Source organism: Streptomyces griseosporeus, assembly GCF_014656055.1.
GTDB lineage: Bacteria > Actinomycetota > Actinomycetes > Streptomycetales > Streptomycetaceae > Streptomyces > Streptomyces griseosporeus.
The window spans coordinates 13536-29301 of sequence record NZ_BNBR01000011.1 but is presented as its reverse complement, the minus strand read 5'-3'; the positions used below and the strand labels follow the sequence as shown (position 1 = coordinate 29301).

Here is a 15766-nt window from a genome sequence, read left to right as displayed (position 1 = left end):
CCACTTTTTGTAGAGCATCTCGCAAGCATTGAGAGAAAGCTCAGTCAGAAAATTGAAGAGGTTTCCGATTGACTGGAAATGAGCTGACCTACGATTGTGAAGGCTGCGGTCTGGAAAAGTTCCTGGATCAGCTTTCACAGACTGACTTGAAATGCATCTCGTGCATTAGGAGAGAACTTTGGTCGTTCGGCACATCATCTCAGTTGACCCCGGAGATGTTCACAACGGTTTCTGCTACTTCAAGCACAACGACGAAACCGGAAAGGCTGACCTGAAGATTAGGGAAGTTCTTTCAGGTAAGCAATTGAGCGACATGCTCAAGGTGATTTGGGGCATGGCTCAGGTGAAGGAACCTGGGGAGAACGAAAAGAACCCGTTCAATATGTTCTTCGTCGTTGAGAATTTTCGGGTTGACACCAAGTCTCGGGGCGCCATTTTCCAATGGAAGGAAATGCTCACATCCGAGGCAATTGGCCGTGTGAAGCTGTGCGCAGAATGGGCTGGCGCTCCCGTCATTATGCAGGAACCTTCAATTCTTCCCATGGGCCGAAAGTACAGCCCTTGGCCAGTTCCGAAGGGTCACATTCCTGACGACATTTCAGCCTTCATTCATGGCACGCATTTCATGATTACCAAGAGGCTGATTCGAACCACGGACGATATCACACTCTTCGGGCAGGACAGGCTGTGAAAGACAAGCGTGACGAATGCGGATGCCACAAAGAGTGCACCACGCTAGAGCACGCATGTAAAAATAAATGCGTCTGGCCGACATGCTTGACAGCGGACGAACAGAAGGAACTTCTGGACAGCATTTCCCCTGAAGACTTCGTCTAAAACCAAAAACCCCCTTGTGTCGGCAAGGGGGTTTTTCTATTTTAAGTTAGATTTCCTGCGACGCTGAGGCCACTTCAGCTATGACCGTATAGGGGCTCATAAGTCCCCATCTCTTCCAAGTCATCTCGCATTTCGAATCTCTCTTCTTTTGGATACCGACGGGAACGTTTCCGATCCGTGGTATTCCCCCATATGCCTTCGGCGTCGTGCAGCACCGAAAACTCTAGGCATATTTCTCGTACCGGGCAATTGGCGCAGTAGTCCGCTGCCTTTTTTCCGATGAAAAGCGGATTCTCTTTGAATCCTTCTTGCTTCATCTCTTCAGGGAAAAAGAGATAACTCGGGACACCTTTGCACGCTGCGCCTGCTTGCCACCTGAATTGGCTAGGCACGTATTCAATGTACGGTCTGTGACCCTCTTGTGCAAGCCTGCGACACGTGTTGCGACCACTTTTTTTCGGGAATGAACTTTACCCAGGTTTGCCTGATATAAGGTTCAGTTAAGGGCTAAACCAAAGGGTTGCAGAAGCTTCCCGTTCTATTTTTGGAACACCCAACCCAGGATCCCGCCTACCACAAGGGAAGAAACCATACCAGCAACCCACCAAATCACTTTCTGCTGGCCTTGTTTGATTTCGCGAATTCCTTCACGGAACTCACTTCGTGACTCCGTCATTTCGTCGCGCAGGTTCGCCAACATAATTCCGACTTCACGAAATGTTCGCGGGTGTTCGTCGCTAATGATCCCACCTTTTACTTTGCCCTGTTTAGAACGCTCATAACGTAATCATACATCGAAGGGTAACCGGCCTGAGGCTTTCGATCGTACATGTGCTTGTAGCCCCAATCGCCGCCGTACCAAGTTGCGGCAGCTCCAGCCATTCCACGTGAGGCCAAATACTGGCCCAACTTATATTTTGCAATCTGATCCTGAATCTGAGGTGAACTCATGAATTGTGCATAGGTAATGTCGCGGCCCAAAGCTTCGCGATCCCAACCACCCGCACCCTCGAAATTACTCCTGAGAATTTGATACGCTCCCGAGGCCCCTGAGGGGTTGGTGGCTCCGTAGTTGCCCCCGGACTCTTGCCCTCGGATGGCACGCATGAGGCGCCCGATATCGCCACCCACGGCCCCTGTACCGGCGGTAACCTGTGAGTTGGCACCAAGGCCCTGAGGCAGCCCCGCGAAGCCCTGTAGGACGCTCTGAGGCTTCGGCTTCGGAAGCTTCATTTCGGGGGTGTATGTCCCACTTTGTCCGATCTGTTCCAGCCGGTTCAAAAAGGAATTCAGTGGACTGTTCTGTGAAAAACTTACCGCCATCTTCACAACCTTTTCAGTAAGGCCTCAAAACTAGAATAGGTGCACCGTTGCTATTGTTCAAGTTCGACTGAATTACGCCGAGCTTTGAATTGGCCGCGTGAACGATTTTCCCGTTACCCACGTAAAGTCCAACGTGGCCCATATTGTTGTAGAACACCAAATCGCCGGGGCGGATTTCGGAAACGGGAACCTGCTTACCGCTTTTAGCCTGCTCATAAGTGGTGCGAGGGACGTTCACGCCGAGCTGACGGTAGATTTGCTGAACAAGTCCAGAACAATCTACGCCAGTCGAAAGTGAGTTACCGCCCCAAACATAGGCCGTATGGTTTTTGGCAACCTGCATTGCTTTCGCTGCTGCTTGAGCCCCAATGTTCCCGGATTTTGCGCCGGGAATGTCGGAACCTGAGTAGCTCGAACCTGCGTAGCTGCTGAATCCGTACGACCCAATGTTTTGCATGTCGGTGGCCTGCTGAAAAGCTTTCTTGGCCTCTTCAGTCTGGGTAGCCAAATTGCCTCGCTGGGTAATGTTGTCCAGTCTAGGCTTTGAGGCTGCCCCGAAATCAGCTAGCTGAATATTCGGCTTTCCGAATTCGTCAAACTTCAGACCGGCCGATTTGTTGATCAAATCTGTGGCCAGACGGTTTGTGTTTTCTTGACGACCCGAGGCGTAAAGTTGCTGCCCCGTTTCCTTTCGGTTGCTGAGCTTGTCTAGGAAGTCCTGTCCGACGTCATTTCCCTGCTGGAGAATGGTGGGGGCATAGCTGTAGCCCACGCCCTTTTGCGTCGGATTTCCGATGCCTAGCTTGGCTCTGAACTGTTCAAAAGGCGAAGCCATACAACCCCTTCTTCAAAGCCGTTTGCAAATTCACAATCAGGGTCTTGACAGGCATGGACGTTTTGAGCTTGATTGTAAAACAATGGATTCATATCTACAGGGCAGACACATTCATCTCCACATACATGCCTTGGTTTCATCGTCCCTGCTGCTCCTTTTTCTGCTTCAGATAATCCCGCAAATCGAACTGAGCGCTCTTCTGATACTTCCCAGTGTCCACCTTTTTGGCACCAGTCAGCAAGTTCAGAATGTTAGTCCAGTTCGGGAAACCTTCAGCCTTAGTTGATTCCGAAACGCCAAACTGCCCCGAGGCCCGTCCAGCTTGAGAGACGATAGGAATTTGCTTAGCGAAATAGTCCGGGTAGTTGTCAATTGGAATGCTTCGGCCAAGGGTAGTACCTTGATTGGTTTCAATTGGTACCTTAATCATCGGGTTCAACATGTCAATTGAACTTTGACCGGGGTGACCCAAAAGGGTGAGCGTGTCGAGAACCGGAGTCGACGGGTTAATTACCGAATAATTTCCAGGCCCGCCAAGGATCGGACCAATACCGCGATCCCGAATCCAATCAGGAAACATTTGATCATTCGGAAACGGATCTGTGACTCCCTGATTCGCGTCCACCCCGTTTGCGAGAGCGATTGCTTCCATGAGTCGCGGATAAGCCATCACCTTTGGTCCAGCAAAAAGGGTTGCCTCAATGGCGAGTGGAATTGCTTTTCTCGTCCAAGAGTAGAACGGGAAAACTCGCTTCATGAAGTTTCGTTCGAACTTTGTGATATCGAGTCCGTCAGGGTGCCACTTTCGAACAGATCGAGCGGCGGCAGTGGCTGCACTTGAAAAGCTTCCCTTATTCTTGGCAATTCCATCAATGAATTGAGCGAGGCGTGGAATGTGGTCTCGAATTTCGGCGACTTCATGCACAGCTCTCTGACCGCGTCCGCCGAGAGGCCTGAATTTGTCGAGGACTGTTGATGCGTCACTTGTCACGTCCTCCAAAACTCGGGCGCTCGGAAGAATGCCCTCGCGAAATGCTGCCGTATAAATCATGTCGGCCGTCACCTTGGTGCCATTTTGCATTGTGACAACGACCTTATTCCCTGCTGCCGGAATGTCCAATCCAGCGTCAGGCTTGACCAAACTTCGTGCCACGGCTTGCTCAAGCGCTTGCGGTCCAGTCAATTTTTCGAGACTGGCGAAATCTCCATACCGACCCTTTTGGGCAAGCATAACCTTTACGGCCTGCTCATATCGGATTGGCTTGTTGACTCCAGCAATCCAGTTGTAATACACGTCACCAATCATGTTTGTCATGTGGTGACCGGGAATGTAAATCGTCAACGCGGCCTTGAGCTTTGAGAGCACGTGGTCAAAGTGCTGAAGCGTCTTGGAATTCGGCGTTGAAAGTTCTTCTAGCATGCGCACAAAAGTCTGCGCCTGCTTTGCTCCCTCCTGCGTGAAATAATATCCGCGCAGTCGAGGATGTTCTACTCCATATCGCACGGGCCCCTTCTTAACGGGGCTGGCAAAACGCGAAATAATCTCGTCGAACATGTTCTTTTCGCGAACAGTGAATTCGACCGCGTTCTGCACTCTGTGCAAAAAGTCATACGGCTTGTCTACTTCCCAAATTTCCCACGACTTCAACCAGTCGATACCACGGGAAAAATCTACCTTGGTGCCGTCTTTCAGCTTTTCAACCTTGTTGCTGAATTGGTACTTACCAAGGCCAAAACGCTTCAGATTTTTGTTGAGTTCATCCAGTAGAATGCGATTACGCCCAACGACAGTGCTATCGCTGATTGCGCCAGAGCGGAGGCCAGTCCCACCAAAAAGGTTCTCCATGACCTTTCCGATTTCGGACTGTAGTGCCGCAACTCTTCCACTGGATACCCCATTCTGCTGCGCTGAACGAAAAGCCTCATGCCAAAGGTCAACGTCACTCGGAGGAAACTTGCGACCCAAGTCATTTATAAGTTTTGCCCTCCGTGCTGTTGTGCTGTAGGCAGAAGACTGTTCACGAAGAAAGATGGGGTGCATATCCTGCACGCCATATGCTGCATTAAATCGAGCGCCAAGCCATTCGGCTACCTTCGCGCTGCCAAGTGATGCAGGTGAGGGAAGATTAGCGGCCTTCGAAATTGCATTGGTGACGCTGCGCACAAACTTAGGATCATTAACAACGCCATCTGCCGTCCGTCCAACCTTGCCCAGCCAGGCCTCGGTCTTCAATTTGTTCACGTTGAGAATTTTATTGATGGGGTCACCTTTTCCAAGAAGGTTCCCCATATATTCCCCGGCAACATGCGCGCCAACATCTCCACCACCCTGAGCGGCGGTGAAGACCTTTACGTCGCGAATTGCTTTGTTGATTGCGCTCTGCTTTCGCGCAACGCTGGCAGGAGTCTTTGCCAGGAGATCCGCGATTTCAGTTCCTGCGCGAATTCCCTCATTGACGGCAGGCGCTACATCAATCGCCGCATTCGCACGGAGTGTCCGCAGAGCTTCAATCTGATCAGGGGTGAGCTGGGCGAGAGCTTTAGGATCACCACGAAGAATTCCCGTGATGAAGGCGTGCGACTTTCCGAGAACCTGCGGACCAATTGCTTCAGCGACCTGGGAGAGTCGGAGAGGTACGCTTTCAGCTGTCTTTGCGGAAGAATGAGGAATCGCTCCCTTGGTGATGAAATAGTCCTCAACGGAACGCAGAATCTTGACAGCCTTGTCAAACTTTCGAGCGTCACCAAACTTCAGAGAACTTGTAATTTGATTCCACATTCGGGCCTGCTGTGGACCGGAGTAGCGAACATTCGCCCCTCCGGCAATTGCACGAGCAAGTCCTTCACCAGTTCCAGGCGCGCGACCCTTTCCGAGAATTTCGTTCTCAAACTTTCGAACGACTCGGTTTGCGAGACGCGCGTCATGAACTTTCAGACGGAGTGCCTGTCGGCCATTCTCGGAAGCAATTTCACCGCCGACGACAGAAGCACCCTTCACCTCACCCTCAGGATTCAGAACGCGACGTTCAATCTCCTTTGGCGCAGCAGTCTTTGGAGCAGATTCGAGGTCTTCCCGAATCCACTTCATAAGAGCCGGTGCCATCTGCTCAAGATTGTGTCGCTTGCCAGCTGCCTTTACAGCCTTGTCTGCGCGATTCAGAAAGGCGGCAGTCTTTTCCCAGTCGAGGGTTTCATCAACAGAATTCAGATACTGGTAAGCTCTACCAATCCAATTTTTCTCGCCAGATGCCGCCATCTTGGCAATTTCGATCGCAACTCGCTTTTGATCGCGAGGCGTCATCATTACCTTGCTGGCCTCACGATTTTCACGAAGGCCGAGGTCGGCAAGCGTCTTGAACTTGCCCTTTTCGATGGCAGCACCAATTGAACTAATCGGAACTGAAACGCCCTCAGGAACTTCAGCAATAGGCACAACCGGTGCAGGTGTATCAATCGTCGGCTTGAACTGAACTTCCTTGCCGGTAGCCTTTGAGTTTAGGCCAGAGAGAATTGAATCGACTGTGGACTGATTTGCCCGAGCGGCCTCAAGTCCCTCAGTGATTCCCTCAGTTGCTTTTGCTCCAGACGTCAGCTTGCTTGTTGCGCCAATTCCAGGAAGAATGTAATTGAGTGGGTCAGCGCCAATGTCGACTGGAATTCCAGCAAGCGCCTGATTACGGAAATACTTTTCCCTAGCCTCGGGGTCTTCCAAATCATCAGGAATGAAAAGCTCGAAGAAAGTCTTGTCCATGAGAGGCTTGTTTTTCGCCTCTTCGAGCTTTGGCTTGACCTTATCCCAATTCTTCATGGCGTCGACAGTTGCCATGCCGGTGTTGCGACGAATCGCTACATCCGAGAAATGGGTTTTGTCGGTGGGATCAGACTGCCATTCATCATTGATATCGACGCCGGGGAGTGCATCAACAATTCCCGAAGCCCCCCGCAAACCCGCACCGACTCCACGGAATAGCCCCGTTCCGACTCCTCCCGCAGTCTTTGCAATGTCTTCGAGAACAGAGTCGTCATTGTCTTCCTGGTGACCCGCGAGAGCTTCATCAAGTGCATTCGCTACCCCGTAAAGTGGAGTCTGAAGCAGATCGAAAACACTGCTCAGAAAGGTCTGACGATGGGCAGCATTATAGGCCTTCTGCGCCTTTTCTTGCGCCTCTTTGAATTGCTTCATGGCGATTTCGGTAGGCTGGGACCAGCCTGAATTCGCCATAATCATCGCAGCAGTGCGACGAATTTCATCCTGCTCGGGCGAATAGCGCGCTGCGAGAAAACTTAGATCAAGCGGCTTGTACGCCATTTCACCTCGTCTTTCCAAGATACGCCAGAAGTGCGTTCATTGTAGCGTTAATGTCTCCAGTAGTGTAGCGGTCCCCCTCCTTTTCAAATTCATGACGCAAAAGTTCCATCATTTTTTCTTGCGTCATGTCAGCGTACTTTGGCGCCTTACCCATTGCGGGGTCACCGGGCTCAAGAATGAACTTTCCATTCTTAACGTCCGGATTTGCAAGGACGTCGTTGATCTGATTCATCAGATTAGATGCCAGAGTTTCCTGACCAGGGTATGCCTGAGCAAGATAATTCTGCGCACCAGCAAGGCCAGTTGTCATCCGAGTCGGATCAAACGGGTTCTGAACGTTCGACTCAGCAGCATTTCTCTGAGCCGCGTTTGTGGCAGACAGCTGGAAATTGAATAGCTTCATCATGTTGTCAAATTCCTGCTGCCGCTGCTGCGAAACTCGCTGCGCATCCTGCTGCTGCATTTGTGCAAGCAGAGCCTCGACCGCAGAACCCTTCTGACCCTGAAGAGTTGCAATTTGGCCGCCCGCCTGCTGAGCGTAATCCTGAAACTGGCGCTTAAAATCTTCAGCAGTGTTTTCACCAGCCATCCGAGCATTGTTGCCAAGATTTCTGGTGTAATCGCTTTGAGCAATCTGCTGCTGATCTAGAGCGTTTCGAGCCGACTGCTGGTCCATTTCCATCTGATTCTGGAAATAGGACTGATCATCGCGAGCCTGCTGCGAAGTGTCAGGAAGTGCAGCCTCAATTCCGAGACGACGCAAAACAGCTTCCTGATCCGCAGCCTGCTTCTGATACTGCTGCGTCATTTGCTGCTGAGCCTGATCGTATCGGGCGTCAGTGGCTTTATCCTCAGCAGCAAATTGCTGAGTCAGTTCAGGAAGCTGGGAAAGATAATCCTTTGCCAGAGCGCCATACATTCCGCGAGCTTCTCGTGCGGAACTTGCAGCTCGCTTGCCGTGGATTTCAACATCACGACTCAGTGCATTGATCTGAGGATCAAACTGAGCAGCAACCTGCTGCATCGCCATTTGCCTAAGCTGTTCAAGCGGCGTCGGCGCTACATTAATGTTGTTGACGGCATCAAAAAGCTGACTCTGGAGCATTTCATAAGGTGAAGGCGCCGGAGTGAGCGTGGATTTCATTGCAGCAACATTCTTCTGAGTCGCCGCCTGACGCTCAAGATTCTCTGCAATGATATCCGGATCAGGCCCAGCGAGACTCATTAGGCTTCCGCCCGAGCCGCTAGCCTTCTTCTTCTTTTTCTTCTGCATATCCTTCTGGCCTCGCAGTGGAGGCTCAGGAATAGGAAGCTGAGGAAATGCCATTAAATCCCCAATTTAGCTGCACGTCGACGAATTGCGTCCTGTCGAGCATTGTTCATTTCAGTCTGAAGCTGAGCAAGAAAACTCTTCTGCTGTGAAGCCAAATCGCCAAGCTGATCAGTTTTGCCAGTCGTCAACGCTTTCATTCTTGCGTTGAATTCTGTGTTGTAATTACCCAAGGCCTTAGCGAAAACGCCCGAGTGCAGAATCCCTCGTCCAGCGAAATCGTCCTGCTGGTCGAGCCTGTCTTGCGCTCCCTGTCGATTGAGGGCTCGCTGACTTTCGGCGTAGTCTCGATTGACGATTCCGGCCTGTCGGGTGTAATTCGCATTGTAGTCAGCCTTCGTCCGATTGAAATCGGCAAGTTGCTGCTGGTAAGTTGTGTCGCCAGCAAGATACTTGTCAGTTGCCGATTGCTTCTTAGGTGGCGACTTCTTTTTCGGCGCAGGCTTCTTTGTAGATGTAGGCTTTTTGACGACAGGCTTAGGCGTAGCTTTTGGTGGGGGAGTGGCACCAACATTTGAAACAATTGGATGCAGCGCACCCTGAAGCGAGGGGTTAACGGCCATCACATTCCCCTCAGTCGGCGCCTAATTGCTTCGGTACGCGGATCGGCTGGCGGCTTCCACTGAGCTGTGCCATTTGGCTTTGTCACTGGAAGACTGAACTTTGAAACCTTCTTTGTGGCCTCGCGATACGGTTCGCCAGGACCAAGCTCCTTGCCAAAATCAGGACGAGCATTGTTGAAAGTCTGCCAGGCAGTGTAATTCTGTCCAAGAATTTGAGGCCCGCGAAGCCAGTCCGGGGGCTTGTAGAGCATGTTTTTCAACTTGCCCTTAGTTGATGGGGCTTGCCTCAGAACCGCCATTTACACCACCCTTCCCAAATCTGAAAGCATAATGTTTGCGCTCATTGGATTGCCAGACATTTGACCCTTCAGTCTGCGAAGAATGGCAGCCTTTCGAGCTTTTGCATTATTGTCTCGTTCGTTGTAGCCCATTTGGCCAGCGCCCGAAACTGCTCCAATGTTGGGCATTGACCGTCCGCCGCCGTAAACTTTTCGTCCGGCGGCATAGGGGTTGAAACTTGTGAATCCGGGCGGTTTGTTGGGGACTCTCCTGTTTCCGAATGCATCCACTAGTTCACCGCCTTTCCAACCAATTGCTTTCCAGCAATAAAAGCCGTGATGGAGTAAATTCTAGCAGGACCATCACTTGTATTACCAGCCGACTTCATATCGACTTTGAATTGAATCAGACGAAATCGTAGGCTCTTTCCAAAGCGAATGAAACGGCGCGCAATTCCTGCACCCTGAGGTTGCGAAACTACAATGTCGGGGATCTCGAAAAGCGGATAAGCCCACGTATTGAGCTGCGACCATTTGTAGAGGTGGAGCTGCGCCCATGTCACCTTGTAGGCGATAGAGAATGGGTACAGCGTCCCTGTGACGTCCTTACCGGTGATGCAGTCGATTCCCCAGTGCAGGAGTCGCTTGAAGCGGTGAGAAATGCCTACGTCATAGGCCTTCGTCGTCATCGAGCAGTCAATGTCTTTGTAGACCGGCGTAATTTGCCCGTTCTCCAAAATGACATCTTCGTAGCGATCCTGCATAATGAAAATCTTCAGGTAAGCTTTCCAAGCTCCTGAGGATCCAAAGCCAGCGTCATCAGTGACTTTTCCGAGAGCTGAGCAAGCGATGAAAGATTCATAGCCCCGATTGAGGTCTGTATTTGTGTTGTCGAGCCGAATTGCGTGACCAATGTATTGAATGGCTTCGTCGTTGCTTTCGTACCGCGTCCAGGCCCGAAGTCGTAGATGGTAGATATAGAGACGATTGAAGAATCTGGCGTAGAGTCGGTCACCAACAAGTGAAAGACTCTGGGGAAACTTCCACCACTCGTCAACCGTCGAGGTCTGTCCTTCGAATGGGGTGGTGTGGTCATATTCAAATGGCACCTTCACCGAGATTCGAGTGAATGTGTAATTGGTCATTTCGTAGACTTCGTTGTACTGCAAGAGAAAAATTGAATTCTCGTACGGCACAACACAATTTCGACCCATGACACCAATGTCATTGCTCACCTGCTGCAAAACAGCCTGAGCGGGACCCTGGTCATAGCTCAAAACATAAGTCTTGTTGTCTTTGAAAATGAGCAAATTGTCCTGATAGACAATCAAATCCTGGACCGCATCGCCGTCACCGGGATTGATATCGAAAAAGTTCGAGCCCGGAAAGCTTCCGAAACTAGCAAGGTCGGAGAAAAAGAGGCGAGAATTAGGCGTGATACCTCGCCTTCCAGAAATCCATAGACGGTCTTTGTATACGCATGCAGCATAGCCTCTCGGCATATTTGGCAGAGAGGTGACCAATCCGGTCCCGAGATTGTAGCTTGCTCCTGTGCCCAATGAGGCTGAGCCACCTTCTGGACCGGGCGGCAAATAAACGACGTCGCCGTACCTGATGGCCGCTTGAAATGTTCCATCAGCGATTTTTGCGATCGTACCGTCATTGGGGCCGCCGAGATAGTAAATCCACGCCGCATAAGCTCCAGTATGGCAAGAATTGAAGATGATGAATTGTACTGTCTCGTAGACGAAACTTCCGAGCATGAGTTGATGTGAGTCTGGCGGAAGTGTACCCGTTGCAATCGTCGCCGAGGTTCCATAAAGAAGCGTCCACGGGGGTCGAGATTTCAGTGAACCGTCAAGGTCAATGTCAAAGTTGACGCAGTCGGTCAATTCATTGTCTGCAATTGCCGACATATCAGAGTAGCGATTCATTCCCCCGGAGTAGGGGCCGATTTTGAGTTCCTGAACGGGACTCTTAGCCATCAACTACCTCTTCGTAAGTGTCGGCGAAAATGTCAGGCTTGCAGGGGTAGACTTCACCCTGCACTCCTCGAATTAGGTAGTCTGTGTAATTTCCGACCATACTTCCTTCGAGCGTAGAAATCACAATGTGATTGTTAGAGAGAAGAATTTTTCCTTCCCCGTAGGCCTGCTGAACCCAATCGGGAAGTGCAGTCCAATCAGTCATTGCCTGATTGAGAAGCTGTCCAATCGGCATGGCTTCAATCTCAACAGGCTTCTTCTTGTATTTACCCATAAAGCCAACCCCCCTCGTCGTAAGTGCTGTCTTCCGGAAGAACTGTGATGCGCGGGTAATATTCGGTTGAGGTCGTCTTTTCCTGGTTCTTCAACTTCATGATCTGATTTTCGAATTCACCCTTCTTGTAGTTTGCCGCATCAAAGTTCTCGTCCATTTCGTACGCCATCTTGAGGCAGTACTCAACAACGGAATTGTGATATCGGTCAGGAACTCCAAGACCATCTGCAAGATTCCCCACAGACGGAGGGTGCTTTGCGTAGTAAATTCGAAGTCCACCGACGAGCGAAGTATCCGGCGTAGGGAAAAGTGTAATCACCCCGCCGTACACCATGAAAACTTCCGGCGTGCCATTTCCGTAACTGTTAGGACTGCCAGCGGGATTTCTGAAACCGTCAATGTATTCATTGAACTCGGCAAAGCTCAGAGATCGCAAACGTAGATTGTTATACATCAGCGAACGCAGTGTGTTCATATTGGACGGAGTCGTGTAATCTGCCTGACCGGCGACAATGTCTGACGTCGCTACAGTTTCAAGAAGCTCCTCATTATCAACCGAAATTTGGAGCTGCGCATCATTGATCCAACGAAAAATATCGTCATCAATGATTTGAACACCAGCATCATCACCAAATGTACGTCGTACGCGATTGGCCACGTCCTGGACGTTCAAGGTCAATCAACTCCCCTCGGTGGTCGTAAATCTTGTACGACGACTTTTCATTTCGAATGACAGCCTGTGCCATTTCGTGTGCTTCTTGGAGTCTTTCTTGATTAATCTTGGCGTTATAAATTTCCTTCGCACGGTTATAATTGTCAAGCCAATTCAGCAAACCCTCTCCATGCTTTTTCTGGTCGGAGGCGAAAACGGAAGCCAGCAAACGCTCGTCTGCCTCCATTGCTGTGCACACGAGATAAGGGCGGCCATTCGGTGGAAAATGAACGACACGGAACGGCTCATCCTTTTCATTGCGACGCCCCGGGGGAATCCACTGGAGCTGCAAATTCGGATCATAGTCCTGAAGAATTTCATTGATCCGACGCTGCTTTTCTGATATCCAGTTTCCATCGTTCGTCGGAAAATAGATGTGACCGTCATCAGTGAGATCCATTAATAGCCAACCTTGTTTGCGACAATTGACGCCTTATAAACGGCTCCGGTCGTTCCTGCGGCACCGGAGGCAACACTTACAGGGGAGGGAGCGGGAAGGTTTACCCTCATGCGAATTTCCCCAGTATCGGTTGCGCCGGTTGTTCCGGGAACAGGATTGATGATTGTTGCCACAGCCGTAGCGCCAATCTTAAACTTCATGTTGTCGCTTTCAAGTGCGGCGACAGTTGTTCCCGTGATGAAAGTCTTGGCTTCGATTTCCCATGTTCCGGCCGGAAGAGTTGCCGTAGTGGCAATTGCAGCATCAGCGCCAGGGGAAGTTACGGAACCATTTGCCGTGGTCGAAGTTGAAGCCTCCACACCATTTGCTGCACGGGTTGTCGCAATTGCGCCAAGCAGTGGAACATTTCCCTCGACAACAGCCTGATAAAATTTGTTCATCAGCGAGTTCGTGGAATCAGGCATTTTCCTCCAGATAAAATTAAAGGGGCGGACTATGGGGATCTACACCCATAGTCCGCCCCACCACCGGACGCGAAAGCTAGTTTAGCCTTCGATCACGTCGCGCACCAGACCCTGCGAATTACGACGGTGGCAACCAAGCTGACGGTAAGTGTAAAGCGTCGCATCATAGGCGTCGAAACCAATCACGCGCTGCCACTTTGAACCGTCACGGTCCATGAACGACCAATCGTTCTCGCGGTAATACTTCAGAGCCTTTTCGTTCAGGAAGTACATCCGGTTGGGCTGGCAGTCAATATCCGAGATCAGGGGAATGTCACCATTGTCAGTGGTGAACTTCAGACCTCGGAAACCACCTTCAAATTCGGTGGTGTTGGAATACTGCCGCTGCTGAACAAGAAGGTTAAAGTAGGATCGACGAACACCAAGAGTGGTAGTAATCAGCGTGGTCTTTCCACCCTGAGTACGAATGTCGTCGACCATCTTAATCATCAGAGACTCAGAAAGTGCACGGTTCGTGCCGCCATTTGCGTTGACCGTGGACTTCCACTTTGTCTCGACCGTCGGGTCAATGTTGTAAAGAGTGCCGACGTCAGAAACAATCTGCTGGAGACCAATCGTCTCACGGTTCAGGTTTCCCTGTCGGACAACAATATCGCCGGAAGCACCAGCAGCAATGTTAGCACCATCAAGTACAATTGAAACACCAGGGTTGACGGCGGTAACATTTCGGCCAGTCGCGCGCTGAGTGACGCCAGTAGAATCGTAGACGTCGACGAACATTCCAACTTCCATGTACTGCGTATTAGTCATGGGAATTGTCGTGTTCGTGTAAGCGCCGGTCGCAGTTCCAAGAGCGCCAACCGAGGTACCAAATACCTGGCGGTTCATATCCTTTGCGACGTCGGTTCGGAGGCCATCCATTTCCTGGTCCAGAACCGAAGCGAAAGCCTGAGCATTCGTCTTTGCCAGTTCCATGGTCTGACCGGAAAGACGCACCGCGCCATAAAGGTAAGCGAGACCAACCCGGGCAGATGCATAGCCCTGATTCTGAGCAGTCGGGAGCTGTTCCATTTCAAGTCGGGCACCAATTCCGTGGTTACGCCGAACGTGAATCGGAAAGACAACGTACTTTCCGCCGACTTCAGAAGTGACGCCTTCAGAAGTAGATTCAAGCCGCTTAGAAGTGACCAGCTCATTCTGAAGCTGATCCTGCATCTTCGGCTCGTAGATTTCCTTAAGGATGTTTGAAGCTGTAGTGAGAGTTGCCCCCACGGGCCTCCAATTTAGCTTTCGCGGTTAGCGGCATTGAGCATTTGGACAACCAAATTACGAGTGTCCTTGCCGGTTAGCTGCCGAGGGTCAATTGCCTGAGAAGGGAGACCCGTTCCACCACCAGAAGTTCCCATAACCTGGGGGGCAAATGGGCGGGGATTCTGCTGGAGGACATTGTCGACCAGAGCACTGTACGCTTCAGCGGCTTCTTCCATCGTTGCCCCATTGGCAACCAGTGAAAGCACGTAGCGTTCGTCAAAGTTTGGATACTTTTTGCTCAGAGCATTTAGTTCAGCCTCAAGTTCAGCGTCAGCCTTTGCTGCGGCTTCCCTTTCCTGCTGCTGAACAATTGTCTGAGCGACCACATCCAAATAGCCTTGAAGCTGGTCAACGCGCGGGTCTTGAAAAGTCTGAGGATTTTCTTCCTCTTCCTCTTCTGAAGCTTCGGGTTCATTCACTGGATCGAAACCGTAAGCTTCGCGGAGTGCATTGTAAACAGCCTGAGGATTCGTGTTGATTTGGTACATCAACTGAAGCCCCTGCTCCACATCCTGGTAGCCAATCCCATTTTCCACCAGAGGCTTGAAAGGCTCAAACTGCGAAAGCTGCTGATTGACGCTTTCAATTCTCTGCTGGGCGGACTGGTCCCACTTTTCAAAATGTGGAGTCAAATACCCATGAAACTGTTCCGGAATTGCACTCAGAGCCTCGCCCCATGCCGGATTCAGCCCTGGAGAACTTTCACCCGTCGGCTCAGTTCCCTGTACCTCTCCGCCTTCAATTGGCGTGCCCATCTTTTCCCCTTTTCCGGCCCGTACCCTAAAGCCCCCGCCCACCGAATCCACATTTTGTGGTTGCCAAGACGAGACTTATAGTCCCTTCAGTGGGCGGGAGAGCTTGTAGGGCCCTAGACCCGTTTACAGATTACTGCGTCGGTGACTGTGGCACAACTTCATTCGAATTACTATCGCAAGCAATTGCTGCATTCGTCCACATCATTGCCTCCCGCAGACGAATAATTGCTTGCTCCCGAGCGTATCCTCTTGGCGCATTCTCCACAACCCAGTGAGCAAGGGAAGCAAAGTTCTGTCTCACGGAATCGTGAAGCTCCGCCATCATTCCAGTCGCAGGGTGATACGCAAAATCATTCGTGACTCGTTCATGCGACTGGTGCATATTACTTG

14 protein-coding genes are annotated in these 15766 nt (G+C 51.0%); 1 reads left to right on the top strand and 13 read right to left on the bottom strand.

Features of this window, described 5'->3' with window-relative positions; genetic code table 11:
* Positions 1-178 precede the first annotated feature (178 nt).
* Positions 179-691, top strand: coding sequence for a hypothetical protein (locus IE308_RS36460; RefSeq protein ID WP_190221182.1), 513 nt, complete (start codon positions 179-181; stop codon positions 689-691).
* 220 nt (positions 692-911) lie between these two features.
* Here IE308_RS36460 and IE308_RS37540 read toward each other — a convergent pair whose 3' ends face one another.
* The 13 genes from IE308_RS37540 to IE308_RS37590 all read right to left on the bottom strand — a co-directional run bounded on the left by IE308_RS37540 (position 912) and on the right by IE308_RS37590 (position 15758).
* A complete protein-coding gene (locus tag IE308_RS37540) occupies positions 912-1229 on the bottom strand; it encodes a WhiB family transcriptional regulator (RefSeq protein ID WP_190221181.1) in 318 nt (105 codons plus the stop codon).
* A gap of 944 nt (positions 1230-2173) precedes the next feature.
* Positions 2174-2995: a C40 family peptidase gene (locus IE308_RS36450; protein WP_190221180.1), complete on the bottom strand. Its 822-nt coding sequence runs from the start codon at positions 2993-2995 to the stop codon at positions 2174-2176.
* Between the two features lie 136 nt (positions 2996-3131).
* Entirely contained in the window at positions 3132-7304 is a 4173-nt protein-coding gene (locus tag IE308_RS36445; protein ID WP_190221179.1) for a hypothetical protein, read from the bottom strand.
* 1 nt (position 7305) lies between these two features.
* Positions 7306-8577, bottom strand: coding sequence for a hypothetical protein (locus IE308_RS36440; RefSeq protein WP_190221178.1), 1272 nt, complete (start codon positions 8575-8577; stop codon positions 7306-7308).
* Positions 8578-8630: 53 nt separating this feature from the next.
* Positions 8631-9197: a hypothetical protein gene (locus IE308_RS36435; protein WP_190221177.1), complete on the bottom strand. Its 567-nt coding sequence runs from the start codon at positions 9195-9197 to the stop codon at positions 8631-8633.
* A gap of 568 nt (positions 9198-9765) precedes the next feature.
* Positions 9766-11460: a hypothetical protein gene (locus tag IE308_RS36430; protein ID WP_190221176.1), complete on the bottom strand. Its 1695-nt coding sequence runs from the start codon at positions 11458-11460 to the stop codon at positions 9766-9768.
* Positions 11453-11734 (bottom strand): hypothetical protein, encoded by a 282-nt coding sequence (locus IE308_RS36425; protein WP_190221175.1) that lies wholly within the window; start codon positions 11732-11734, stop codon positions 11453-11455. The genes IE308_RS36430 and IE308_RS36425 overlap by 8 nt, the downstream gene beginning before the upstream one ends.
* Positions 11727-12392: a phage adaptor protein gene (locus tag IE308_RS36420; protein WP_190221174.1), complete on the bottom strand. Its 666-nt coding sequence runs from the start codon at positions 12390-12392 to the stop codon at positions 11727-11729. Before IE308_RS36420 ends, IE308_RS36425 begins: the two co-directional genes overlap by 8 nt.
* Positions 12361-12846: a hypothetical protein gene (locus tag IE308_RS36415; RefSeq protein ID WP_190221173.1), complete on the bottom strand. Its 486-nt coding sequence runs from the start codon at positions 12844-12846 to the stop codon at positions 12361-12363. The genes IE308_RS36420 and IE308_RS36415 overlap by 32 nt, the downstream gene beginning before the upstream one ends.
* Complete coding sequence (locus IE308_RS36410; RefSeq protein ID WP_190221172.1) at positions 12846-13310, bottom strand: hypothetical protein; 465 nt, start codon at positions 13308-13310, stop codon at positions 12846-12848. Before IE308_RS36410 ends, IE308_RS36415 begins: the two co-directional genes overlap by 1 nt.
* An 81-nt stretch (positions 13311-13391) precedes the next feature.
* Positions 13392-14582 (bottom strand): phage major capsid protein, encoded by a 1191-nt coding sequence (locus IE308_RS36405; protein ID WP_190221171.1) that lies wholly within the window; start codon positions 14580-14582, stop codon positions 13392-13394.
* A gap of 11 nt (positions 14583-14593) precedes the next feature.
* On the bottom strand, positions 14594-15376 hold the full coding sequence (locus IE308_RS36400) for a hypothetical protein (RefSeq protein ID WP_190221170.1): 783 nt from the start codon (positions 15374-15376) through the stop codon (positions 14594-14596).
* 130 nt (positions 15377-15506) lie between these two features.
* Positions 15507-15758 carry an Acb2/Tad1 domain-containing protein gene (locus tag IE308_RS37590; RefSeq protein WP_444545361.1) on the bottom strand — a complete coding sequence of 84 codons (252 nt, stop codon included), beginning with the start codon at positions 15756-15758 and terminating at the stop codon, positions 15507-15509.
* Positions 15759-15766: the final 8 nt, after the last annotated feature.